This window comes from Gelidibacter mesophilus DSM 14095 (assembly GCF_000423005.1).
Lineage (GTDB): Bacteria > Bacteroidota > Bacteroidia > Flavobacteriales > Flavobacteriaceae > Gelidibacter > Gelidibacter mesophilus.
Genome location: NZ_AUHD01000001.1, coordinates 626,294 through 651,432 on the forward strand (window position 1 = coordinate 626,294; position 25,139 = coordinate 651,432).

At 39.2% G+C, this 25,139-nt stretch carries 18 protein-coding genes; 12 read left to right on the plus strand and 6 right to left on the minus strand.

From position 1 onward, the window contains the following. The first annotated feature begins 9 nt into the window (after nt 1-9). The 3 genes from nadC to priA are packed head-to-tail and all read left to right on the plus strand — an operon-like array spanning nt 10 to nt 4,322. Complete coding sequence (gene nadC / locus G525_RS0102955; RefSeq protein WP_027124830.1) at nt 10-867, plus strand: carboxylating nicotinate-nucleotide diphosphorylase; 858 nt, start codon at nt 10-12, stop codon at nt 865-867. Continuing rightward, a complete protein-coding gene (locus G525_RS0102960) occupies nt 868-1,860 on the plus strand; it encodes a YihY/virulence factor BrkB family protein (protein WP_051209710.1) in 993 nt (330 codons plus the stop codon). Nucleotides 1,861-1,868: 8 nt separating this feature from the next. Beyond that, nucleotides 1,869-4,322 carry a replication restart helicase PriA gene (gene priA, locus G525_RS0102965; RefSeq protein WP_027124832.1) on the plus strand — a complete coding sequence of 818 codons (2,454 nt, stop codon included), beginning with the start codon at nt 1,869-1,871 and terminating at the stop codon, nt 4,320-4,322. 480 nt (nt 4,323-4,802) lie between these two features. On the opposite strand, the gene G525_RS0102970 is transcribed toward priA, so the two are convergent. Then, entirely contained in the window at nt 4,803-5,498 is a 696-nt protein-coding gene (locus tag G525_RS0102970) for a LytR/AlgR family response regulator transcription factor (protein ID WP_027124833.1), read from the minus strand. 199 nt (nt 5,499-5,697) lie between these two features. Between G525_RS0102970 and rpsF the strand changes: the two genes are divergently transcribed. The 4 genes from rpsF to G525_RS0102990 all read left to right on the plus strand — a co-directional run bounded on the left by rpsF (nt 5,698) and on the right by G525_RS0102990 (nt 7,465). Continuing rightward, nucleotides 5,698-6,036, plus strand: coding sequence for a 30S ribosomal protein S6 (gene rpsF / locus G525_RS0102975; RefSeq protein WP_027124834.1), 339 nt, complete (start codon nt 5,698-5,700; stop codon nt 6,034-6,036). Between the two features lie 2 nt (nt 6,037-6,038). Further along, a complete protein-coding gene (gene rpsR, locus G525_RS0102980; protein WP_027124835.1) occupies nt 6,039-6,335 on the plus strand; it encodes a 30S ribosomal protein S18 in 297 nt (98 codons plus the stop codon). A 13-nt stretch (nt 6,336-6,348) separates the two neighbouring features. Continuing rightward, a complete protein-coding gene (gene rplI / locus G525_RS0102985; protein WP_027124836.1) occupies nt 6,349-6,810 on the plus strand; it encodes a 50S ribosomal protein L9 in 462 nt (153 codons plus the stop codon). A 181-nt stretch (nt 6,811-6,991) separates the two neighbouring features. Continuing rightward, complete coding sequence (locus tag G525_RS0102990) at nt 6,992-7,465, plus strand: DUF6495 family protein (RefSeq protein WP_027124837.1); 474 nt, start codon at nt 6,992-6,994, stop codon at nt 7,463-7,465. 158 nt (nt 7,466-7,623) lie between these two features. Here G525_RS0102990 and G525_RS0103000 read toward each other — a convergent pair whose 3' ends face one another. Then, nucleotides 7,624-8,865: an ABC transporter permease gene (locus tag G525_RS0103000; RefSeq protein ID WP_027124838.1), complete on the minus strand. Its 1,242-nt coding sequence runs from the start codon at nt 8,863-8,865 to the stop codon at nt 7,624-7,626. A gap of 435 nt (nt 8,866-9,300) precedes the next feature. Between G525_RS0103000 and hisS the strand changes: the two genes are divergently transcribed. Then, nucleotides 9,301-10,671: a histidine--tRNA ligase gene (gene hisS / locus G525_RS0103005; protein WP_027124839.1), complete on the plus strand. Its 1,371-nt coding sequence runs from the start codon at nt 9,301-9,303 to the stop codon at nt 10,669-10,671. 791 nt (nt 10,672-11,462) lie between these two features. Here hisS and G525_RS0103010 read toward each other — a convergent pair. Beyond that, complete coding sequence (locus tag G525_RS0103010) at nt 11,463-20,363, minus strand: PKD-like domain-containing protein (RefSeq protein WP_027124840.1); 8,901 nt, start codon at nt 20,361-20,363, stop codon at nt 11,463-11,465. A gap of 574 nt (nt 20,364-20,937) precedes the next feature. Here G525_RS0103010 and G525_RS0103015 point away from each other — a divergent pair. The 3 genes from G525_RS0103015 to G525_RS0103025 all read left to right on the plus strand — a co-directional run bounded on the left by G525_RS0103015 (nt 20,938) and on the right by G525_RS0103025 (nt 23,019). Continuing rightward, the gene (locus tag G525_RS0103015; protein WP_027124841.1) at nt 20,938-21,837 is read left to right on the plus strand and encodes a T9SS type A sorting domain-containing protein; all 900 of its coding nucleotides are present in this window, start codon (nt 20,938-20,940) and stop codon (nt 21,835-21,837) included. A 335-nt stretch (nt 21,838-22,172) separates the two neighbouring features. After that, entirely contained in the window at nt 22,173-22,733 is a 561-nt protein-coding gene (locus tag G525_RS0103020; RefSeq protein WP_027124842.1) for a type 1 glutamine amidotransferase domain-containing protein, read from the plus strand. A gap of 31 nt (nt 22,734-22,764) precedes the next feature. Further along, nucleotides 22,765-23,019: a DUF7218 family protein gene (locus G525_RS0103025; protein WP_027124843.1), complete on the plus strand. Its 255-nt coding sequence runs from the start codon at nt 22,765-22,767 to the stop codon at nt 23,017-23,019. Between the two features lie 65 nt (nt 23,020-23,084). Here G525_RS0103025 and G525_RS0103030 read toward each other — a convergent pair whose 3' ends face one another. The 3 genes from G525_RS0103030 to G525_RS0103040 are packed head-to-tail and all read right to left on the minus strand — an operon-like array spanning nt 23,085 to nt 24,611. Then, entirely contained in the window at nt 23,085-23,663 is a 579-nt protein-coding gene (locus G525_RS0103030) for a hypothetical protein (protein WP_157491862.1), read from the minus strand. Nucleotides 23,664-23,720: 57 nt separating this feature from the next. Beyond that, entirely contained in the window at nt 23,721-24,227 is a 507-nt protein-coding gene (locus tag G525_RS0103035) for a hypothetical protein (RefSeq protein ID WP_027124845.1), read from the minus strand. Between the two features lie 6 nt (nt 24,228-24,233). Next, a complete protein-coding gene (locus G525_RS0103040; RefSeq protein ID WP_027124846.1) occupies nt 24,234-24,611 on the minus strand; it encodes a DoxX family protein in 378 nt (125 codons plus the stop codon). A gap of 63 nt (nt 24,612-24,674) precedes the next feature. Here G525_RS0103040 and G525_RS22185 point away from each other — a divergent pair, with 63 nt between their 5' ends. After that, on the plus strand, nt 24,675-24,818 hold the full coding sequence (locus G525_RS22185; RefSeq protein ID WP_157491863.1) for a hypothetical protein: 144 nt from the start codon (nt 24,675-24,677) through the stop codon (nt 24,816-24,818). Nucleotides 24,819-25,139: the final 321 nt, after the last annotated feature.

Consider the following 25,139-nt stretch of genomic DNA (forward strand, 5'->3'; position numbering starts at 1 on the left):
ATGACTACAATGATTTCAGAAGAACAATTCAATATAGAAATAGAGGGCATCATCGTGAATGCAGTAAGAGAAGACGTTGGTGATGGGGATCATAGTTCGTTGGCATGTATCCCTGCTTCCGCCCAAGGAAAAGCAAAGCTATTGGTGAAAGATGATGGTATTATTGCAGGTGTGGCCTTTGCCAAACGTGTTTTCAATTATATCGATAAAGATTTGAAAGTAGAAACCTTGATTGAAGATGGTTCTAAAGTAAAGTATGGTGATCTAGTATTTTATGTAGAAGGAGCTTCACAATCCATTCTAAAAGCAGAACGCTTGGTCTTAAATGCCATGCAACGCATGAGTGCTATTGCAACAAAAACAAAAACATTTGTGGATTTATTGGAAGGCACGGGAACCAAAATTCTGGATACCAGAAAAACGACGCCAGGCATAAGAGCCTTAGAAAAATGGGCGGTAAAGATTGGCGGAGGAGAGAACCACAGGTTTGCCTTATATGATATGGTCATGTTGAAGGATAATCATATCGATTTTGCTGGTGGAATTACCAGAGCCATCACTAAAACGAAAGCCTATTTAAAAGAAAATAATCTTGATTTGAAGATTATAGTTGAGGCCAGAAATCTCGAAGAAATCAAGGAAATACTAAAAACCGAAGGCGTATACAGGATTTTGATTGATAACTTTAATTATGAGGACACCAAAAAAGCAGTGGCTTTAATTGGCGACCAAAGTTTGACGGAATCGTCAGGAGGTATCAATGAAGACACTGCAAGAGCATATGCCTTGTGTGGGGTGGACTATATTTCTTCTGGCGCCCTGACACATTCAGTATACAATATGGACTTAAGTTTAAAAGCTGTTTAAATGTCCGATCTGCCTGATGCCAATATAGAGGATGAAATCGAGGATAAACTCGAGAAAATACCTGTATTAAAGTATCTCATCGCATTTCTAAAAAAAATAAAGTTACCTGCTTTAGAGGGATTGACACTGTATTATTTTTTAAGACTCTATGGTAAAGGCATCATCAAAGGCGCTGTAACCAGTAGAGCGAGTGCGATTGCTTTTAGCTTCTTTACGGCCATTTTTCCATTTCTATTATTTATTATTATTCTCATTCCCTATATTCCTGTGCCTGGTTTTGAATATGAATTCAAAGGATTCTTGAATTCTGTTTTACCGCCACAAACATCCGATTTCTTTTTTGAAAACATTTTTCAAAATATTTATAAAGGCGGAAATGGAGGACTGATTTCTTCAGTGTTCCTGCTTTCTATTGTTTTAATGGCAAATGGGATTAGTGCGCTCTTTTCTGGATTTGAAAGTTCCTACCATCAGCAGTTGACACGCAGTGTGGTTAAGCAATACTTATACTCCATGTTTGTGGCGCTTATCTTGGTTCTTTTGTTAATTATTACAATTGCAGTGATAGGATATTTCCAGATTTATGTAATTCAAAGGGTCCTTTATTATATGGATAAACAAGGATACGAAACCTATGAGGAGGGTTTATTTATGGTGGCCATTGCCAAATATGTGTTTTTTGTACTTATGGTGTATATTGCTACGGCCACCTTGTATTATTTTGGAACAAGAGAAGGCAAGAACTCTAAATTTTTCTCAGCGGGTGCGCTGTTGACCACAATCTTAATCATTGTATTCTCCTATTTGTTCGGCATATACGTGACTTATTTTTCCACTTATAATGAACTGTACGGCTCTATTGGAGCCTTGTTGATATTGTTATTTTATCTTTGGTTAAACTCCAATATTTTATTGTTGGGCTTCGAATTGAATGCTACCATCCGACTTTTAAAGAAATATAACCTACAAAAACACGACCAAGAAGAATCTTGACCTAGCGCATGCAACATTTTATAGACGTCATACTTCCCATTCCACTTGAAAGGTTATTTACCTACAGTATCACTCAGGCCGAATCGGAATTTTTAAAACCGGGCATGCGGGTGGCAGTTCCATTTGGAAAAAGCAAGATCTATACGGCGCTGGTATTTCGTATCCATGGACAACAGCCGGTGGCTTATGACGCTAAAGAAATTCATCAGATTTTAGATGATGCACCCATCATTACCCAAAATCAGTTGGCACATTGGCAATGGATTTCAGAATATTATATGTGTACTTTAGGGGATGTACTAAGAGCTGCATTGCCTAATTCCTTTTTGCTTGAAAGTGAAACGATCATCACTAAAAACAATGACAAGATCATCAATGATGCCGATTTAAAGGATGAGGAATTTTTGGTGTATGAAGCGCTCCACCATCAGTCGTCGCTTAAACTTCAAGATTTGGTCAATATCCTGGATAAGAAGAATGTGTTTCCCGTCATTAATAGGCTATTGGATAAAGAAGCCATCGTCCTTCAGGAAGAAGTGTATGAAAAATACAAGCCCAAATTGGTTCGGTATGTCAAGCTGAATTCGAAGTATGCTGAACCTCAAAAATTACAGTTATTATTGGAGGAGATGAGCAGGGCGCCGAAGCAGAGGGATGTGGTCATGACTTTATTTTCGCTTTCGGCACAAACGAAGAAATCTGTAAAAGTGACGGACTTGTCTGATGCGAGTGGTGCCTCATCAGCCATCATAAAAACGTTGATCGACAAGGAAATTCTTGAAGAATATCACTTTCAAGAAGATCGTGTGGCCTATCTGGGAGAGGCCAATGAAGCTTCCAAAGAACTAAACAACTATCAAGTTACTGCGCTTAAAGAGATTCATGAATCTTTTGAGAAATTTAATATTACCTTATTGCATGGGGTGACCTCTTCGGGAAAAACGGAGGTGTATGTGAAGTTGATTGAAGATGTCATTGCCCAAGGCAAGCAAGTGCTGTACTTGCTACCTGAAATTGCCCTGACCACACAGTTGGTGAGCCGATTGGAAACTTATTTTGGAGGCAATGTATCAGTTTACCATTCTAAATATTCATCTCATGAACGTTTTGAACTTTGGAATAACGTATTGCAAAATCAGCCCAAGGCACAGATTGTGTTGGGGGCACGTTCGTCTATTTTCTTGCCGTTTCACAATTTGGGATTGGTGATTATTGACGAAGAACATGAAACTTCTTTTAAACAATTTGATCCTGCACCACGCTACCATGCGCGCGATGCGGCCATTGTTGTGGCCTCTCTGTTTAAAAGCAAAACCTTGTTGGGCTCGGCCACACCAAGTTTGGAAAGCTATCATAATGTTAAACAAGGCAAGTATGGTTTGGTGGAAATTACCCACAGATATAATGATGTGCTCATGCCCGATATTGAGTTGGTCGATATTCAGGATAAGCACAAACGAAAGCGGATGACGGGGCATTTTAGCGACCGACTCATTGAAGAAATGACTGCCGCTTTAAAGGAAGGCCATCAAATCATATTATTCCAAAACCGACGTGGTTTTTCTCCTATTGTAGAATGTACTACTTGTGGACATTCGCCACAGTGTCCTAATTGTGATGTGAGTCTGACCTTTCACCAATATAAAAATGAGTTACGATGCCATTATTGCGGCTATTATACCGCCATGCTTAAAAATTGTATGGCCTGCGGCAGCGTGGAATTGGACAATAAGGGTTTTGGTACGGAGCAGGTGCAAGAAGAAGCCCAAGAAATTTTTCCAGAGCATAAGGTGGCAAGAATGGATTTGGATACCACACGCGGGAAGTTTGGTTATGATAAAATTATCAATGCGTTTGAGCAAAAAGAAGTTGATATTCTGGTTGGTACCCAAATGTTGACCAAAGGGTTGGATTTCAGAAATGTGAAGCTGGTTGGTATTATGAATGCTGACAATATGCTCAATTTTCCTGATTTTAGGGCTCATGAACGGAGTTTTCAATTGATGCTTCAAGTATCAGGGAGGGCAGGGCGTACCGATGAACGTGGGAAAGTGTTGATTCAAACTTATAATCCGCACCATCGAATTCTGCATCAAGTTTCCAATAACAATTATGAGGAGATGTATAAGGAGCAGATGGATGAGCGCCATAATTTTAAATACCCACCCGTTTTCCGATTGATAAAAATCACCTTAAAACACAAAGATTTTAATAAGGTAAATATTGGCGCAGAATGGTATGCCACAGGCCTAAAACAGGTTTTTAAAACTAATATTTTAGGACCAGAATTTCCACCTATCTCCCGGATCAGGAACCAATTCCATAAGAACATTCTTGTTAAGATTCCGCAGCAACAATCCTTATCAAAAACCAAAAAAGCCATTGCTAAGATTAATAACAGTTTTTTGAGTATTAAAGAATTTAGATCGGTCAGGGTTATTTTGAATGTCGATAACTACTAGTGAAAATGTTGATAACTACTAGTAAAATAGAAATGTGCTTTTCGCCCATTTCGTATTTGAACTAATCCCGCTTTTTAGCAGGGTTTTTAATGCCATATCCAATTCTTCTTTAGATAGTTATAAATTGAACTAATCTCGCTCCCAAAACTCTTGGATTGGCGGGATTTTTCTAACAACGCAAAATTTTCCCTAGAAGTCGCAAGTTGAACTTATCCTTCCCATGCTTCAGGATTGGAAACCAATCAACAGAACACAGATGACGCAGATAGTGCAGATTTTCACTGATTGCTCCGAAAAGATCGGTGCCGATCATAAAAAATCAGCGTCATCAGCGTTCCATTTCATAAAATTTTAATTCAAAGAATTCGATTGATCTAAAATTTCATTTCAATTAACTATTTCAAACACCTTAATTTCATTTAACCCCAAAAAAAAAATCCTACTTTACAGCAGGATTTTTACCAATAAAATGTTATTCCTTTAGATATTATTCAACGCATCCACAAGTTCAGACTTTTTATTCCTACTGAGAGGAATCTCATAGGCGCCCACTTCAACATTTTTACTGTTGAATCGGTCTACTTTGTCCAAATTGACGATATACGATTTATGAATTCTTAAAAATTTGCCTTCCGGTAATTCCTGTTCAAAAGCTTTCATGGTTGAAAGTACGACCAAGCTGTTTTCCTCTGTGACCAATTTCACATAATCCCCAAGGGCTTCAATCCATTTAATGTCCTTAATATATACTTTACGCTTTTTGAGGTTACTTTTTACAAAGATGTGCTCCCCATCAGTTTCGTTAAAATCTAGCGTCAATTTATGCTGTTCTAGGGCTTTTTCTACAGCAACATTAAAACGCTCTCTAGTGATGGGTTTTTGAAGATAATCAGTTGCATCGTAATTAAAAGCTTTAAATGCGTATTCTGTTTTACCAGTAACAAAAATAATTTGGGGTTTGTTGTTGAGAACGTCCAATAGCTCAAAACCATTAAGAACAGGCATTTCAATATCCAAAAAGATAAGATCTACTTTATGGGTATTGAGACCATTTTTAGTTTCAAGGGCGCTACTATATTCTGCAATAAGGTTAAGAGCTGAATGATTTTCGATTAACTTTACAATCGATAAGCGTTGTATCGCTGAGTCATCAACTACTACACAGTTTAGAGTCATAACATTTGGTTTATTTAGGTTAAGATATCGACAATAGTACGAAAAATTCGGATAAAAACCAAATATCATCGGTAAACCGTTAAATTTAACATATTTTTAAACAACCAATCTTGGATATAAAAATAACTAAAATTTTGTTGCCAAAACCATATATAATGGTTATTTTTGCAGCCATTTTAAATAATTAAATACAATTTATATGAATCATTATGAAACTGTTTTCATCTTAAATCCCGTTTTATCTGAAACACAGATAAAGGAAACAGTAGAGAAATACGAAGATTTTCTTGTTTCTAGAGGAGCAAAGATGGTATCCAAAGAAGATTGGGGCTTAAAAAAATTAGCTTATCCAATCCAAAACAAAAAAAGTGGCTTTTACCACTTGTTTGAGTACACTGTAGATGGTGAAGTTATCAATCCACTAGAAGTAGAATTTAGACGTGACGAGCGTTTTATGCGTTATTTAACTGTAAAGTTAGACAAGCATGCGATCTCATGGGCTGAAAGAAGAAGAACTAAACTTAAACAAAAAGCGTAATTATGTCATCAATAGAACAACAAGCTAAAGGAAAAAAGGACGGCGAGATCAGATATCTTACCCCTTTGAACATTGACACAAGCAAAACGAAAAAATATTGTCGTTTCCAAAAGTCTGGTATCAAATATGTTGATTATAAAGATGCCGATTGGTTATTAGGATTTGTTAACGAGCAAGGTAAATTGTTACCAAGACGTTTAACAGGAACCTCATTAAAGTATCAAAGAAAAGTATCTGTAGCAGTAAAAAGAGCGCGTCACCTTGCGTTGATGCCTTATGTAGCAGATTTATTAAAATAATAAAAACATAACTATGGAACTTATATTAAAACAAGACGTTGAAAATTTAGGATTTAAAGACGATGTTGTAACGGTAAAGAACGGTTATGGTAGAAATTTCTTAATTCCTCAAAAACAAGCGGTAATGGCAACAGTTTCAGCTAAAAAAGTATTGGCTGAAAACTTGAAGCAACGTGCGTTCAAAGAAAAACAAGTGATTGCAGAAGCGCAACAACAAGCAGACGCAATTAAAGCATTGGAAATTAAATTAACTTCTAAAGCGGGTGCTGGTGCAACTGCTGGAGACAAAATATTTGGCTCTATTACCAATATTGATTTGGCAAATGCATTCAACAATGCTGGAATTTCAGTAGATAAAAAGTATATCGCCATTACAGGTGGTAATATCAAACGTTTAGGTCAATATGACGCTGTTATCAGACTTCATAGAGATGTAACTGTTGATATGACTTTTGAGGTTATTGCAGAAGCATAATTTTCAAAAATTAATTTGTAAAAGCCTCAATCCTTTATTGGAATGAGGCTTTTTTCATAACCAGAATTTTTCTATTTAAGAAAAGCACATCTAATTATTGGGGTAATAAACACACAATATATCCCTAATTTAAGTTTAAACTAAAATAGGTTTCTTCCGTTTGGGAGATCAAGAGGAGCCCATGAAATACACAAGACTTACCAAAGAACAGTTTGAAGAACTGCACCAAGAGTTTATCAACTTTTTGGCCACACAAACAATTACTGCCGAAGAATGGGCAGATATTAAAACCAATAAACCAGAGGTTGCTGAAGAGGAACTGGATGTTTTTAGCGATTTAGTTTGGGAAGGTGTCTTACAGAAAGTAGTGTACTTAGAACACATTTCGCCGCAACAGATGCATTTGTTCCATTTGAGAGCAACTGATATGCAATTGATAGCTGTTAAATTAAAAATAGAAACTGTCGATTTAACAACTCGTGAAGGATTTAATTGGTTTAGAGACAATTTATTGTCTGATGAGGTTGAATTTTTGACTGCCACTAAAGCCTATTCCGAAGATAAGGCATTGGACAAATTTAAACTTATTCAGCAAGGCGGCGTCATTACTAAAGGTGAATTATATAAGTATTTTGAGAAGTTAGTATTGAAATAAATTTAATGTTACATCTTCAGCCTCCAGTCTTCAGTTTGCACTTTTTGGATATTTCATACGTATGTATTGGGTCCAAATCAATTTGGTGGTCATATTTGATGCTGATATCACGACCTGTTGCGAGAGAAGGCTGCTGATATCCCACTATCCACTCATCACTACTCATACCGCAGCGATTCAATAGGGTCCAGCTTAGCCGCTTTTACTGCCGGAAGAAGACCAGCAACCACGGCCACGATAAAAGCAATGGTGAACGCGCTGAACATGGCCAGCCAAGGGGTTGAAAATTGGAAGTCGGCGGCAGCAGAAACACCATACCCAATAAGGACCCCCAATATAATTCCGATGATACCTCCCAATTGTCCAATAATAATAGCTTCCATAAAAAACTGGGTCGCTATGGTTTTCTTTTTGGCGCCCAATGCTTTCCTGACCCCAATTTCTCGAGTACGTTCTGTAACAGATACAAACAGAATGTTCATTAAAGCAATAGAAGACCCCAAAATAGTGATCATACTAATCACCCAGGCGGCAATATAAAGATAGTCCGTAATTGAGCCAATACGATTGATCAAATCATCACTGCGCTCTATTCCAAAATTATTCTCTTCAACGGGATTCAGGTTTCTAATATTTCTAAAAGTCAGGATAGCATCATCTTGTGCGCCTTCCAGCATGTCTTTTTTATCGGTTTTAACACTTAAGCTGTAATTGATATTCGGACTGGTGAACAAGGTTCTTGCCTTTTGAATCGGAATCATCATTCGTAAATCCTGATTGTTTCCAAAACTAGAGCCTTTCGCTTTTAAAACCCCAATCACTTTAAACTTGGCGCCTCTAACACTTATGGTCTGACCTATCGGATTGACATCACTTAAAATGGCTTTGGCCAAATCACTCCCAATAACACAAAGTGTACTGCTGTTTTCAATATCAAAATAATTGAATTCGCGACCTTCAGTAACTTCCAATCCGGAATTTTGAATAAAATGTTCGTTCACCCCCAAAACCATCACTTCAGGGTCGGTTTTTTGATTTTCGTATTTTACTTCTGCCGCTTGGGTCCCCACAAACGAAATGGACACTTGGGTAAAAGGAAATTTATAAGTGTTTTTAAAATCTGTAACATCTCTATAACTGATCACGGGATTGATCTTTTGAACTTCTTTTCCGCTTTGGCGCTGGGTAGTAAATTCATAACGTTGAAAGTTGAACGTATTAGCACCCATGGAAGAAAAATCACTGGATATAGTATTCTCCAAAGCTGAGACGGCGCTCAAAATGCCTACCAAAGCCGTAATCCCGATGGCAATGATCAGAACCGTCAAAATGGTGCGAAGCAGCTGGGTGCGAATGGAGTTTAGGGCAATTCTAATATTCTCTCTGAATAATGAAAACATAAAGGTTGGGTGTTCTTGTGAGTGTTCAATGACTATAAGACTACAAACGGTCAATAAAGTTACTATAATTTTGAAATAAGACGTGCATTTTTTTTGTTTCCAGCATATAGCACAGATAGGTACTGATGACTTCGGCATTTATTTGAGCGCATAACCATAGGGCGAAGGGTTTTGGTGCAAGACGAATTTAACGTTAGTAGTTAACATCCAGTTTGGTTTTAACTTCCGAAATTCTACGAAAATTTGAGAGATCAGCGGGAGAAAACCACGAGAATAGCAAATACCATCCAATTTGGTTTTATATTCTTCAAATTGTAATATTTTTGCAGGAAGTAGAATATAAATTGAGATTCCTGCCCATGCAGGAATTGTAAAATAAGATCCCCGCTTTGTGGGGATTATAAAAAGAGATTCCTGCCTTAGCAGGACGTTGATATGGCACAAAAACCAAGCATTCCAAAAGGGACCCGCGATTTCAATCCGGAGGAAGTTGCAAAACGCAATTATATTTTTAGTACGATCCGACACAATTTTGAACGTTTCGGATTTCAACCGATCGAAACCCCCAGTTTTGAAAATTCAGACACCTTAATGGGGAAATACGGCGAGGAAGGTGACCGATTGATTTTTAAGATTTTAAATTCTGGGGACTTTTTAAATAAGGCCGATCAGCAAGCTTATGATGATAAAGATTCCAATAAAATAACGTCTTCCATTTCTGAAAAGGCGTTGCGTTATGACCTTACCGTACCTTTTGCACGCTACGTAGTTCAGCACCAAAATGAAATTGAATTTCCTTTTAAACGTTATCAGATCCAACCGGTTTGGAGGGCAGACCGTCCTCAAAAAGGCCGTTTTAGAGAGTTTTTTCAATGTGATGCCGATGTGGTTGGAAGCCAGTCTTTATGGCAAGAAGTGGAATTCGTTCAATTGTACGATGCGGTATTTACAGCGTTGAAATTGGAAGGTGTTACCATAAAAATCAACAATCGGAAGATTTTATCCGGAATTGCGGAAGTGATTGGTGCACAGGACAAGTTGATCGATTTTACCGTAGCCCTCGATAAATTGGATAAGATAGGCGAGGAGAAGGTCAAGGAAGAAATGCTGGGCAAAGGGATTTCGGAGTTGGGAATAGAAAAATTACAACCATTATTCAGTCTGTCAGGAACTTTTGAATCGCAGATTGCACAATTAAAAAGCATATTGTCCACGTCAGAAGAAGGTACAAAAGGAATCGAAGAATTGGAATTTATTGATCACGCCATTTCAGAATTGAAATTGCAAACCGCCAGCTTGAAATTGGATGTGACTTTGGCCCGCGGACTCAATTATTATACCGGTGCTATTTTTGAAGTGGCTGCTCCAGAAGGGGTTGCCATGGGCTCTATTGGTGGCGGCGGACGCTATGATGACCTTACTGGGATTTTCGGATTGAAAGATGTAAGTGGCGTAGGCATCAGCTTTGGGTTGGACCGGATTTACTTGGTATTGGAAGCTTTGGATCTATTTCCTGAAACCATTACGAATACGGTAAAAGTGCTCTTTTTAAATTTCGGCGAAACCGAGGCTATGGCCAGTATGAAAGCCATTAAAGCACTTCGAAGAAACGGCATCAACGCCGAATTATTTCCAGATCACAAAAAAACCATCAAACAGTTCAATTATGCCAACAAGCGCAATATTCCGAACGTGGTACTCGTGGGCGAATCCGAACTAGAATCGGGAACCTATACCCTTAAAAACATGATTTCAGGTGATCAGCAATCGGTTGATCTGAAGACTTTGGTGACGTTGTTGCGGTAACTATTGCGGAGTTTTAATGAGATGTGGATTAAGCTCGGAGCATGAAGTTTGAATCACGAAGTTTGATTTTGCTGCTTTTGCGAAAATATGATTATAACAAAACGGATTTCTTCTCTTTTTAAGGGAAGGTGGCTTAATCCCGGGAGAATGGTATAAAGACGGAAGGTTTTAGCTCTAATTTATTTCACGGTCTTAATTAAAATGCCAAAAATCTCACAGGTTTCCTGATTTAGACAACATTTTTAATTTTATAACATTTGAATTTAACCACCTCGTCTTCGATTCCTTTTCGGGAATCGCATCCACTCCTCCTTTAAAAGGAGGAGAATTAAGTTGATTGCAACATGAGAACCGGTGCTAATTCGCAGATATCTGAAAGAGGGTGCTTTAGATTTGTTGCTAAATTTTGAAAAATCTCCCATTCATAAGAGCTCCTTCCCTTATTTCAAGGGAAGGTGGCTTCATCCCGAGAAAGCGGGATGAAGTCGGAAGGGTTAAGGATTATCTAACCATTCACCATTTATATTAAAAAGCTAAAACCTGTGAGCTTTAATTCCTTAAAATTCGTGTAATTCTGTTAAATCTTGGCTGTCCGCTGATACATTATAGAAGCATATAAGTTTTGCAGTATTCGTGTAATTCGTGCCATCCGTGTCCAAAGAAATCTGCACAAATCTGCGTCACTCGCCTGAACGGACGGGCAGGTCCGCGTTCCATTCGTTCCAAAAAAAAATCGTCTATCCTCAGTTAAAGAATAGACGATTAATCATCACAAGTTGGTTAAAATTTTATTAGAATTTAATGATCACTTTTTTGTTATAGCTGTTCGTGCCAGATTCTACTTGAAGAATGTAGTTGCCTTCCGAAACGTCCTTAACAGGAATCTTAAACTCTTGTGAGAAATTCATATTGGTCATGTTCCAAGATCTTACGGATTGTCCTGCCATATTGATCAAGTATATTTGGCGTACTTCAATACTTGCAGGGGTTTTTACATAGATTTCATCTGTTTTTTGCAGATATTTAACGCTAATATCCTTAAAGTCTTGGTCAATGATTGATAAAGTTTCATCTGGTCGGAATACGATAGAGAAACGATCGGGATAGTTGCCTGGTTTCATATCCATTTGATAACTGACCTCATTGATTTTGGTATAGGTGTCCAATACTGCATCATGCACATAAACATCAATTGGCTCTTCAAAATTCTCTAGTTCTGTTAAAGCAAGTTCTACGTTTCCAGGAATTCCTAAAGTCATATCCAAAGGATACTTTTTGTTAATATCAAAGGCACCTACACCTTGGATCACGAACTTTTTACCTTCAATGGCAAACAAAAGATCACTAGGAAATTCGTCACCATTTAACCCGTCAAATCCATAATCAATCCCATCTGTTGCGGCATTATTAGGTGTAAAGGCCAATAGTAAGTTTCTAATGGCACCTTCTGGGGTTTTGAACGCCAGACGCATGCGTTGAATATCTTTTAAGTAAGAAGACCTTGATTGAACCGTATTTGATTTACTTTCTGAAGTTCTTAAAAATACAGACTCTCCATCTGATTCTTTTGCAAATTCGCGATGACTATTTTTAAAGGTAATATTACCGCCACTAGTACTAGCATTTACATAGAACCCTTGTCCAACAGGAATATACTGCTCAGGTTCAGTTGTTGCCCCACCTATACCAGCAATATCTGGAGGACTTGCTGGTGGTACTCCACCTGATAATGTAAGATATCCGTAACCTCCTTGGTATTGCGCATAGACATGAGTTGATGCGTTTGGTGATTGTTGCCAAAACTGGAGCGTTCCATCTAAAAGTACGCTGTCATTGTCAACAATGAATTCAAATGCATTTATAGCAGATGGATATGGATTGCCAATTACGATAGCTTGTTTTGGTCCTCCAATTGGCACCAAAATAGTTCCGTTGTTTGGTCGACCTTTAAAGGTGTAATTTTTATCTGGGGCAGTATTTAATCCACCACCCTTCATTAAGAATCCAACGCCCACATCAATTGGCGTATCTGGATTTATCTTCTTCCAAACATCATAATCGTCAGCATCTCCCTTGTAGGTGTACAACCATCTGGTGCTTATGGAGATAGGGGATGTTGTTGGAATGAACGTAGATGGCGGCACCCAAGTTACTGGATCGCTACCATCATTTATAATAGTTCTCAAATCATAGGTTCTAGCGCCTACAGTACCACCAGTGCTTACTGGACTACCCCAGTAATTATAATTGAACATATTTCCAGTACCTTGTTGATCCCGTTCCAAAATACCAGTTCCATTCCCGAGTATGCTTTCGTCAGTTTTTTGTAGTAATTGTGATTCACCAACAAGATCTAGAATAGCACCATTATTGATGTTAAGATATCTCGTCACCTCTATGCTTTGGCCATCAATAGGATCTGTATTTCGAATAGTCAATCTGCCAGCATCCACCAACAGTCCTAATACTGTGACATCCTTATTTGTGGCGGTGACATTATGGCCCGTTCTTACAATATTCCAATCAATAAAAATAATACCATCAATTCCAAGTGAGTTTGGTGTTTGTTGAACACCTCCGTTTGTCCAAGTGGTTGGAGCATCCCAATTGGTGTTGTTACCTGAAGTTGTATAAGGTAGCGGCGCCGATTCCAACTGATTAGAAACCATATTAGTTAGCGTACCAGCATTGCTCAATCCTGAATTATCAGCCAGTTGACCAGCCGTAACATCCGAAGTACCTTGATTCATTTGGTAATAACCTGCCAAGTCTGACCAATCCAATCCTGCGATGTTAAGCTGAAGCTCAGAACCACGAACCGCAGTGCCGTTACTTTCGATTTCTTGATTCATCATCTCGCGGATTTGACCTTCTGTCAAGCCAGTGTTCCAAATACGGAGTTCATCCACAGACCCATTATAATAATCTTGTGGTACACCAATTGTTTTTCCAGTTGCACCTAGTAAGGCGTTGACTGTATTAGGAGTAGGGCGTGAGCCGGTTCCAGTGGTAACTTCAATACCATCTATATATAATTTGTAGGTACCAGCAATATGGGTCACAGCAACATGGAACCATCTCGAGTTGTTCAGGGTTTGAGTAGCTTGAATTGAACCACTGGCATCCCAATTGAAAGTCAATTGTCCGTTTTCTAAACTTAAATCATAACCTTTGCTTAAGTCATTAGCATCACGTTTTGAAAATAAAGTTTGTTTTGTTGCAGCATTCGTATTACGTTTTAGCCATAGCTCAATACTGAAATCCGTAGTAAAATCGAACTTGTCTTTAAAATTGGTATAATTATTAGTCCCGTTAAAATCAATATCGTTTAAACAAGCTGGGAAATTGGCAGCAAATGTAACACTATCGTCCGCACAAGATGATGGATTATCAATAGTCCAAGTAATATTATAATTACTACCACTTTCTCCTGTGAACGTTGCATTAGGGTCTGTGGTGCTTGAGAAGCTAAATAGCGCCCCTGGAGTTGTAGTAACCGCCGTCCACGTTCCTGTGCCGTTTCCGGACAGAGTGATCTCGGTGTCATTACAGTTGTTTATTGGTGTCAAATTACCCGCAACAGCTGCAACAAAAGGCTCAACAGTTATCTCAATTGGATTACTTTCGGTTGTACACGGTATACCGTTCAATGTTGAGGTAATGACAACTTGATAATAGGTGGTTTGTGAAAGCACCGGTGGATTGTAGGTTGCTCCAGTCTCTAAATTAATATTTGTCCACGGACCAGTAGCACTTACCGTACTACTTTGCCACTGATAGGACAGCGTACCTGTACCTGTAGCTGCGGTAGCTACAGTAAACGCATCGGGATTTTGAGTATTACAAACCGTTTGATTACCAACGATTGTAGATGCCGAAATATTGTTTACGAACACCGTTGAAAAATTAGAAATAGCTGTACATCCTATTCCAGAAGTCACGACACGACGGAAATAGGTAGTTGTGGTGATGCCTGAGGTAAAGGTATAGGTCGCAGAGGTAGCTCCAACAATGTCTGTCCAAGGGATACCTCCAGTGGCACTAGATTGCCATTGGTAGGATAAGCCGCTACCTATTGCAGGAGTTACAACTCCAAAAGGCGCTGGGATTTCTCCATAACACACCGTTATATTTCCTGTAATTTGACCAGCCGTCAAATCAGAAGGCGTAACGGTTAGAACGTTACTGTCTGCAGGACAAGCCTCACCATTTAAGGTTGAGAACGTCACGCGCTTATAATAAGTTGTGGTTGTTACGCCAGGAACTGCGGGTGCGTCATAAGTTATTAAAGTTGCCCCAGAAATATTTGCCCAAGGACCAGAATTACTGGTCGTACTACTTTGCCACTGATAGGTTAATGCTCCAGTGCCTGTTGATGCTGTAGATTCTGTAAAAGGATCAGGATTAGTGCCACAAATAGATTGATCAGCTGCCACCGTACCTCCAGTAACATCATTGACATAAACCGTGATACAGTTGCTGGCTTCAAAACATGAACTCGTAGCATATTGTGCCAATCGTCTATAATAGGTGGTTACCAATAACCCAGCAGGTGGATTATATGTTGCACTATTGCCACCAACATTTGTCCAGGAACCATCTGGTTCCCCACAACCGACAGTGTTCATCTGCCATTGGTATGATCTTGTACCAATACCGCCAGTCGCATGAGCGCTATTAGTAAAAGTCACAGGATCACCCGGGCTACAAACCGTTTGATCTCCAGTTATAGTTCCAGGATTGATAGTATTGACTCTTACACGTATAGCCGTTGTTGCGGCAGAAGAGCAACTCACGCCATTTACGGTTGAAATTGCAATTCTTCTGTACCAAGTGGTTTCAGTTAATGGTCCAGGTGCATCATAAGTTTCATTAGTAGCACCAATAATGTCTGTAAATCCAGTAGTTGCACTTGTGGTACTTATTTGCCATTGGTAGCCTAAATTCAAACCAGTAGCAGGTGTAGTTTCTGTAAATATAACAGGATCACCATTGGTACAAACCACTTGTTCGGCTTCTATGGCTCCAGGAGTAACGTTAGGTGCTACATTGACTTTTACTTCAATTGATGTACCCAAACATCCATTTGATCGTGGTGTAATAGTATAAGTCACTTCTCGCGTAACTGCGGAAGTATTTGTCAGTGTTCCAGGAATTGGAAATGCAGTACCCGGAGCAATATTAGCAGAAGTTCCACCCGCAGGGGTTCCAGTTATGCCAGTAGGCGTATCCCTGAACCAAATAAACTGCATGTCAGCATCTGTGATATTACCAAATATTTCAATGCCAGGGCTGTCACCACTACAAATGGTATTGTTCGCAAGGGTAGGGGTTGCAACAGGTGTCGGTCTGATGGTAACATTTATATATTGTGGTGAAATACTACAAATAAAATCACTAGGGCCTGGATTGTTTCCTGCGTACTCATAGACGGCAGGTGTAATTTCTAATTCAGTAGTTACTGTAGCGTTGGTGTTATTTTTTACAGTAAGTGGACCAATATTTCCTATTGAAGTTCTAAAAAGACCAAAAAAGAAGCTACCACCAGTTGTACCTATTGGACCTCCGGTTGCATCAGTGATAAAGTTACTGTCAGCCGTCCAGCTGTATCGAACAGCAGAACTACTTGCATGGACAGATTCTAGCGAAGGTAAAAATGTTTCTCCAGGGCATATTGCGCCATTTAAATCATCATCGACATTAAAATCGAATCCAGCATTTGAAATAACTTGAATAAAGACGGGATTACTAAATACAGTTCCGCAACTATTTATAGTTCTTACACGATAATAATAATTTTGAGCACCAAACAAGGGTATTGTTGGCGGTTGATAACTATCTGCATTAGCTCCTCCAATATTCGTCCATCCTCCTACGCCATCATCACTTCTTTGCCACTGATAAGTATATGTTCCAGATCCCCCTAGCTCAGCAAGGTTGTCAATATTTAATTTTGTAGGTCTCGCCAATAAGCATACCGCTTGATTGTCTGATATAATGGGTTCTTCTAAAGGTGGATTGACCGTAACCGTAGCAGTAGTTGTACTACTACAACCTTGTCTAGTGACTGTAATAATATATGTAACATCTTGTGGGATAGTCGTATTATTTTGGAGCGTATTCGTAATATTACCAGAACCAGTACCATTGCCTGGCCCTAATTCAGTTACATCAGGATTGTCAATCCGTGTCCAACTGTAAGCTGCTCCCAAAATACTAGTATTCGTTATGCTTAAAGCAATGGAGGCGGATGTATTATTACAAATTGTTTGGGTTAGTGGTGTAGCCACGATCAACGGTGTTGGCTTCACAAGAACACTTGCGGTGGTCTCTGTAGAGCAAGTTCCTGAAGTCGCTGTAATTGTAAAAATTGCCGTGAGGTTAATATTAGAAGGATTGTTGATCGTTCCAGAAATAGTGGATCCTGTACCATTGGTTAGTCCAGCAAGAACAGTACCATCAGTTCTTGTCCAGCTGTATGTAACACCTGATACAGTATTCGGATTAGAAATTACAATATCCGAAATTGGATCGCCACCACAAACTGCTTGCGTAGGCAGATTCACTGCAACAGTTGGCTTTGGATTAACCGTTACAGATACCGTAGTGGTTGAAGATGGACATCCATTGGCAGATGCTGTAATGGTAAATTCTGTTGTATGTGGTGTATTGGTGGTGTTGGTTAGCGCTCCTGTTATAGAAGTACCATTGCCATTGGGAATGCCTGTGATATTACTATCATTGGTTCGAGTCCATGAAAATGTGGTGCCCGTAACACCATTCGGATTAGTCAATAGTATTGGTGTAATCGTGTCATCTGAACAGATGGTTTGGGTTGTTGAACTTGCTGCTACCGTTGGTGTTGGGTTTACCGTTACACTTACTGTAAACGGTTCTGAATCACAGCCATACTCTGAGGTTGCAATTACAGTAAATATTGTGGTTTGTGCGGTGTTGGTTGTATTTGTAAGATTACCCGAGATGCTTGTTCCATTTCCAGAAGTGGCAATACTACCTCCAACAGAGAGATTGTCTCTTGTCCAACTATAGTCTATCGTTCCAGAAATACCTGTGGTTTCTGAAAAATTGATGGTTGAGATAGGCGAGTTAGCACAAATTGTTTGGGTTGCTGGTGACGCTGCACCTTCGGGTTTAGGATAAACCGTAACTATCAAAGTAAAGGTTGATGCCGAACATCCTGCTGTTGTTGCGGTAACACTATAAGAAGCGGTTTGTGCAATGTTGGTTGGATTGACCAATGTTTGATTAAAGTTAGTTTGTCCTGTTTCAACAGTTGCACCGGTAATCCCACCAGTTACTGATGGTAATCCCCAGGAATAGGAAGTTCCAGGAGGTACGATATTGCCACCGCCATTTGCTGGTGTAAAAATAGCTTCTTCTCCACTACAGACGTCAACAGAATAATTGTTAGGAATATAAGGCGTGATATTAACCGTTACTGGTAGGGTAGAAGAAACGCCAACACCACAGGCATTTGAGCCTTCCACGGTCACATTTCCTGAAGTCGACGCTATATTATAATTAACTACAATAGAATTGGTATTTGAAGCTCCAACAATGGTTGCAAGTGGCGGTAAAGTCCAGTTATAATCCGTTGCGTTCGCTATTGCAGGAACGGTATACGTGACGCCTGTTTCACCTTGACACACCGCTGCTGGTCCGGAAATAGTGCCTGCAGGATCTGGTAATGGGTTAACTGTCATGGTTCCGGTAATGGTGGCTGGCGTACAGCTGCTTCCTGAAGTGGTAACCGTATAATTAAAAGGACCTGCAACAGTTGGAGATCCACTGATGGTAAAAACACCAGAGGCATAACTTCCTGCAACCCCGGCTGGTAATCCAGTCGCAGAGGCATCGTCTGCGGCACCTCCAACAGTATACGTAATATTAGCAATCGGTGTAAGAATACAAAGAATTTGATTAGAGCTTGATGCAACAGAAGTTAAAGTAAGCGTTGGTTCAGCATCAACTTGGATAGTACCAGATAAATCTACCGTCCCACATGCGCCACCGGTTGTAGTTACAGTGAAATTAAAGGGACCTGATGATGTAGGAGTTCCACTAATTGTAAAAACTCCTGCGCTAAAGCTGCTATTCACACCCGCTGGCAAAGTACCAGATAGCGTGGCGCTGGTCGCACCACCACCAATGGCATAGGTTATTGGTGTGATAGGCGTATTGATACATAGGGTTTGGCTATCTGTTCCAGCCGCTGAAGATAAACTAATGGTAGGTGCTGTATTTACAGTAACTGGCAGTGTGACTGTATGATCGCCGCAAGTGTTTGAACCTGTGACGGTAACCGCATCCAAACCTACCGTGGCTGTTGGTGAATAACTAACCGTGATGCTGTTTGTAAGTGATCCAGAAATAATGGTAGCTCCAGTGGGTACCGTCCACAAATAACTGGTTTGATTAGACATTCCAGTAACGGTGTAAGTTTTAGTGTCGCCCTGACATGCGGTGGCATCACCAGAAATAAGACCGCCTGTTACAAGATTTTCTACGGTGATAGTTACGGATGCACAAGTCGTGGTGTTGCAAGTACCAGTATATCTTAGATAATAGGTTGTAGTAGCCAAAGGCGTAGGATTTATAGTATTACCAGATCCCAGAGATACTGATCCCACTCCTCCGCAATTACCCGAAAACCATTCAACCGTAGCGCCTGTTCCTAAACTTCCACCACTTCTAGTTAAAGTAATAGGGTTTCCAGCACAAATTGTTGTATTTCCACCAGAAACAGTAATACCTGTTGGTGCCGTGGATAATGAATTGATAGTTATGCTGCCACTGGTAGCAGTGCCTCCTGGCGTTGTTACCGTGATTGGACCACTAGTAGCAACTGGCACCACCGCTGTGATTTGAGTAGTGTTGACAACATTATAAGAAGTCGCATTGACACCATTAAATCTTACCGACGTAGCACCTGTAAAGTTGGTCCCTGTTAGTGTTACAGTTTCTCCCGAACAAACTGGGTAGGGTGTGTATGACGAAATTGTTGGTGTTAAAACAATAGTATAAGTAATAACTACACGACCGTTGGCACCGTTGCCGCCAGAACGATTTGAGAAAAAAGACGTTGTGCGGCCGCCGCCGCCGCCGCCGCCTATATTATTTCCACTACCGCCATTCCCATTATTATATCCTGCACCTCCATTTCCACCGCCAGGTCCTGCTCCATTGCCGCCTTTACCGCCAGGGCTTCCTCCCGCAATTCCGTTTTGGCCTGGTGTATTGGTTGTTCCACCCGTAGCAGTGCCGCCACTTCCGATACTTCCGTTATTGCCACCACCACCTTGACCACCATTGGCCGCCATATTTGTTCCTGAATTAGTATGTATAATTGTGCTATTGCCACCATTTGCTCCACTGCCATTATCTCCATTTGCGATACTTCCAACTGAATAGGTAATGGTCTGGCCTGGAGCAACTGTAAAAGTTCGTGTGGAGTATGCACCACCACCACCACCGGCACCACCCCTATTTCTTGTTGTTGAACCTCCTCCAGCGCCTCCAGCACCCCAGATTTGTACGGTTGCGGAAACCGCATTGGCAGGAGCAATACTAGAGCCAGAACCTGAAGTTTCATCGACATTTTGCCCATAAGAGGTCCCCATAAATAGTGTTAGCAATACCAATTGCAGAACGTTGGTGTAATGTTTTTTCATAATTATAGAATATTGTTAACACAAAAATCCATTTCAAGAGTTAGGTTCTTGAAATAGAAAAATTGAGAACTGCATATGTGCTGTTCAACGAGGGAGCATAAATATAGAAGGATGATAGTCTTGAATGAAAAAAAATCGTTGAAATGCTGTAATTAACTTTGAGTGTATGGGTAAATGTTAAACAGTTGTTAATTTATGAGTTTGTGATGTTATAAAGGATTGAATAGTAGATGGATGAAATTATTACTAATCGGATAGAAATTTTGTTGCTACCTTAAGATTTGACTTGACTATTCTTTAATCCATGAAATTTTTGGTTCATTTCGGCAAGTTTAGTAAATCATGATTTTATTCGTTCCCTTACATTGATTAAAAACGGTTTGGGGATGGGATCAGAAATATTAAACAAGGTGGACAGATTTTTACAAACCCTTACTTAATTTTGAGGATTTTATATAAAAACGGTTATTTTTGCACCTGAATTTTTTATGTAACCCCTTTTAAATGAACGAAGTGTTTTTGATTTCGTTTTTAAAGAACTCAGAATATTACTTAACTAACAATCAACGACATTATGAAAAAAATTACTTTAATAATAGTACTATTATTTGGCACCTTAGCGTTTGCCCAAGAAATTGATATAATTGACAGACCAATAGGGAGCACAACCTCGGTTATTTCTGCAGAAGGTGGTGATGGTACGGGCGTCTATGCTGCCGATAGTTTTACTGTAACTGAAGGGTTTGGATTGAATTCCATTACTTTTCATGGTTTTTTTAGCAATGGAACTGGGATAAGTTTTACCACTGCCTTCAACGTTATAATCTATGCAAATAATGAAGGCACTCCTGGATTTGGTTTTCAGCCACAAATAGCAGATGCCGGCGTTGTGGAGTTGAAAGGAATAGCTTCAGAAAATTACGCGATCACTGGGGAAGGTCAAAATCAATCCATTACAATTAATCTTTCAGGTGCAAATGGTGGTGAGTCTCCAACACTTGTTGCCGGAACTTATTGGATGGTTATTTATCCATCTGTAGTTGGTTCTCCTACTGATGAAGGAAGATGGAACTGGTACTTGTCTTCTTCTGAAGCACCATTTGAAGCGCTTTTAATTGACCCTCAAGATTTATTTCAAGCGGGTGCAACAGATTGGGCGAGCATTGGTGATTTAATCGGTGAACCTGCAAATTCTTTTGCTTGGACAATGAAAGGTTCGCCAGCCTTGGGCGTAAACGAAAATAAAATAACTGAAGTGTCTGTTTATCCAAATCCAGCTCATGATTTAATTTCTGTAAAAATGCCGGCTAATATTGAAGTAACCAATGTTTCTTTATATGATGTATTGGGGAAAACAATAAAAGTCGCTTTAAATAATCGTCAAATTAATGTATCGCATCTTTCCAAAGGGCTGTATATTATGATGCTCGAGACCAACGCTGGAACCATGACTAAGAAGATAATTATTGAATAAAAATTAAGTCGACTATAAATTTGAGCCAGATAGTTTTCACTAATCTGGCTTTTTTATTTCAAGTATGACACATCATTATTCAGAAATTGATAATGGCTTTTATATAATTTATGCTCATTGAGATTCATCTCCAACCATTTATCAATCACTAATTGTTAAGCTTTTATTTTAATAAATCATTTGTATTGTCCTCAGGATAAGCATCACCATCATGCTGTTCCATTTTAAGTTTCCTTAACATCTCATGTTAAGCTTAGGTTAAAGCGGCGCTACAATTTTGTGACGGCTTATTTTTTTGTTAAATTGAGGTAAATAATAATCAAAAACTATATGTCATGGAAAATTTAAATAAAAAGACAGTAGCCATATTAGCAACCAACGGATTTGAAGAAAGCGAATTGAAATCCCCAAAAGAAGCTTTAGAAAAAGCAGGCGCTCAGGTGCATATTGTTTCTGAAAAATCTGGAAAAATCAAGTCTTGGACCGATGGCAATTGGGGATCAGACTTTAAGGTGGATAAAACCTTGGACGACGTGAGTCAAAAGGACTATAACGCGTTAATGTTGCCAGGCGGGGTGATCAATCCTGATACCTTAAGACAGAACCCAAAAGCAGTAGCTTTTGTGAAATCATTTTTTGAAAACCATAAACTGGTCGGTGCCATCTGCCATGGACCTTGGTTACTGGCCGAAGCTGATGTTTTAAAAGATCGGAAAATGACATCTTACGGTTCTATTAAAACTGATATGATCAATGCCGGTGCCAAATGGGTAGATGAAGAAGTGGTGGTGGACGAAGGTTTGGTAACGAGTAGATCGCCAAAGGATTTACCTGCTTTTAATGCCAAATTGGTAGAAGAAGTTTATGAAGGGAAACATGAGGATCAGGTTGCATAAGATTTGAAATACGAACTCTAAAACTCTTATTATGGGAAAACAAAAAGATCATGGCCCAAGCATTAAAAATGATGCACGCTATGAAGCCTTAAGAGAAGAAGGTTACAGTAAAACAAAAGCAGCGCGGATTGCCAATACCAAAAATCCTGGTAAAAAAGGAGGAAAAGCAGAAGCTTATGAAGAACGCTCTAAAGCTGAACTGTATGAGCAAGCAAAAAACATTGGTATTAAAGGCAGAAGCAAAATGGACAAAAGTGAGTTGATTGATGCTCTTAGGCATAATTAACGTGAACCATTCCTAATTTTTAAAAACGTGAAGCACCAGAAATAGTGCTTCACGTTTTTTTTTGTTTATAAAATTTTAAACCCAAGCATAATGGTTTCCAGTTTTTCGAAATTGGCGTCATAATTGTCCCGGGTTGCCGTTAAATCAATCCATAGAAATGCTTTGGAGGTTTCCACAATGATATAACAACAGTTGTAAAAACTGTCTTCTGTTTTTAATTGTACTTTATAGGCTTTTCCAATGTTGGCAAATTCTGTCAAGTTCTTTTTGTAAAGCACTTTTTGATCGTTGGACCATTTAGGCGTATCTCCAGATCTGTAGCCCGTAATCACCCATTTTTCAAAGTTGTTCAAAGTTTTGAATTTGTCCTTTTCAAAAGATTTGATTAAAAGAGCACTTTGGGAATTGCCGATTTCAGGAAGCGTGCCTCCAAATAAATTAGCACTCGGCGTTTCTTTTATGGTCCACCATTTAGGAATGACCACACCGTAGCCATACGTGGAATCGGTGAAAATGATGTTGTCCTGTCCCGCTTGTTGTTTGGAAATGATGGTTGAACTATTAGTGTTGCGACTTGCATTTTTCTGAGCCCACCCCGTGTGTGGTAGTTGAATCAAAAGTATCAGAACTATTAAATATCTCATGGGCATTAGAAACTATTGTTAATGATTGGATCATATGATTGGAGTCTTATCCCAACATCATAACCTATAAACTCTAGCGTTATGACTTGCATCTTCTAAAATTTCTAATTCCAGATTATAGTCGTACTGCAAATCTTCGTGCAATTTTTCCACTATTTTCTTAATGGCTATAATTTGCCGATCGTAGAGGTTGGTGAGCGTAGTGTTTTTAAAAATGGATGGCTTAAAATCTTTGAGAATCGTACAAAAATAAAGAAGCAGTTCTACTTCCGTTTCCTTTTTTAGGGAATATCTGGCGTACTTTTTAATGTTTCGCAGAATTTTACGAATGCTTTTTTTTATATAAAAATAACTGTTGGTATTGATGGTTTCGAATTGTTCATCAATCTCGGCTTTAACCGTTTGGATATACCCAGATTCGTCATGGGATTCAAACAGTAGATAGGTGAGGAGTTCTTTGTTTTCCTTTTTAAACTTAGAAAGACGCAAGCAAAGCTCCAACAATTCTTCGGAGGAGCGATGCTTTAATTCTTTCTTTATGGTCACAACAGAAACGGCTTTCATTGCTGATTATTTTCCGCCATCCACTGAATATCTTCCCGGACCTACCATGGCAATAACTATAAATCCAATCAGATAGAGTAAGGCTTTTTCTTTAACACCAAACGGGTCATTAATATGGACCACAAAGGCAGCAACTGCCATAGTAGCGATAGCTGGAATAGCAGCAATTCGTGTTTTAAAACCAATAAGGACAAGGATAGGAGCCACTACTTCTCCAATAATTGCCATGATAAGAGAAACTGTGCCACCAACCCCTAAAGGATCTGCGAAACCGGAAGGGTTATCAAGAAGGATGTTAATTTTTGGAACTCCATGGGTTAAGAGCATTCCTGAAAAGCCGACTCTAAGGATGAGTAGGCCAAAATCGTTGATACTATTTTTCATTTTTTAAATAAAAGATTGGATTTGTTAGGGGGTAAATATAACGAAATCTAATTGTTAATAGCGATGTTTTTTCTGTTGGTTTTTGGAGTTTACGCAGAATTTATGGCGATTAATGGAATGCAGGTTTGCCTTATTGATCGGTTGGGTGACACTGAATGGATTGCTGTTTCTGATTTTTGGAGTTGGTTTAAGTCTTGGATGATGTAGTCAGTATGGTTTTGCACTTGGGCTCTTGAATTTTTTGACACGAATTTCATGGATTATTGCCCGTTAGTCGTTTGTTTGCGAGCTATTTAATGCGGATTGATTTATAGTTCATTTATGTGGAAATCTGCGAATTCTGCGGGATGATTTTGGGGTTTTTAGACACGAATTTCACGGATTATCACGAAGGATTTGTCGTTTGAAAATAAAGTCGGAATTATTCTAGGTTTATTGATTTCACGAATTATTGCTCGCTGGTTGTTTGTTTTCAAGCTATATAATGCGGATGGATTTGTATTTCATTTCAGCGGAAATCTGCGAATT

Bases quoted from the DNA above. Each gene is read 5' to 3' on its own strand.
- G525_RS0103030 (WP_157491862.1), bottom strand. From the start codon at position 23,663: ATGAGATATTTAATAGTTCTGATACTTTTGATTCAACTACCACACACG.
- hisS (WP_027124839.1), top strand. From the start codon at position 9,301: ATGGCACAAAAACCAAGCATTCCAAAAGGGACCCGCGATTTCAATCCG.
- nadC (WP_027124830.1), top strand. From the start codon at position 10: ATGATTTCAGAAGAACAATTCAATATAGAAATAGAGGGCATCATCGTG.
- priA (WP_027124832.1), top strand. From the start codon at position 1,869: ATGCAACATTTTATAGACGTCATACTTCCCATTCCACTTGAAAGGTTA.
- G525_RS0103020 (WP_027124842.1), top strand. From the start codon at position 22,173: ATGGAAAATTTAAATAAAAAGACAGTAGCCATATTAGCAACCAACGGA.
- rplI (WP_027124836.1), top strand. From the start codon at position 6,349: ATGGAACTTATATTAAAACAAGACGTTGAAAATTTAGGATTTAAAGAC.
- G525_RS0103010 (WP_027124840.1), bottom strand. From the start codon at position 20,363: ATGAAAAAACATTACACCAACGTTCTGCAATTGGTATTGCTAACACTA.
- G525_RS0103040 (WP_027124846.1), bottom strand. From the start codon at position 24,611: ATGAAAAATAGTATCAACGATTTTGGCCTACTCATCCTTAGAGTCGGC.
- rpsR (WP_027124835.1), top strand. From the start codon at position 6,039: ATGTCATCAATAGAACAACAAGCTAAAGGAAAAAAGGACGGCGAGATC.
- G525_RS0103000 (WP_027124838.1), bottom strand. From the start codon at position 8,865: ATGTTTTCATTATTCAGAGAGAATATTAGAATTGCCCTAAACTCCATT.
- rpsF (WP_027124834.1), top strand. From the start codon at position 5,698: ATGAATCATTATGAAACTGTTTTCATCTTAAATCCCGTTTTATCTGAA.
- G525_RS22185 (WP_157491863.1), top strand. From the start codon at position 24,675: ATGTTTTTTCTGTTGGTTTTTGGAGTTTACGCAGAATTTATGGCGATT.
- G525_RS0103025 (WP_027124843.1), top strand. From the start codon at position 22,765: ATGGGAAAACAAAAAGATCATGGCCCAAGCATTAAAAATGATGCACGC.
- G525_RS0102970 (WP_027124833.1), bottom strand. From the start codon at position 5,498: ATGACTCTAAACTGTGTAGTAGTTGATGACTCAGCGATACAACGCTTA.
- G525_RS0102960 (WP_051209710.1), top strand. From the start codon at position 868: ATGTCCGATCTGCCTGATGCCAATATAGAGGATGAAATCGAGGATAAA.
- G525_RS0103015 (WP_027124841.1), top strand. From the start codon at position 20,938: ATGAAAAAAATTACTTTAATAATAGTACTATTATTTGGCACCTTAGCG.
- G525_RS0102990 (WP_027124837.1), top strand. From the start codon at position 6,992: ATGAAATACACAAGACTTACCAAAGAACAGTTTGAAGAACTGCACCAA.
- G525_RS0103035 (WP_027124845.1), bottom strand. From the start codon at position 24,227: ATGAAAGCCGTTTCTGTTGTGACCATAAAGAAAGAATTAAAGCATCGC.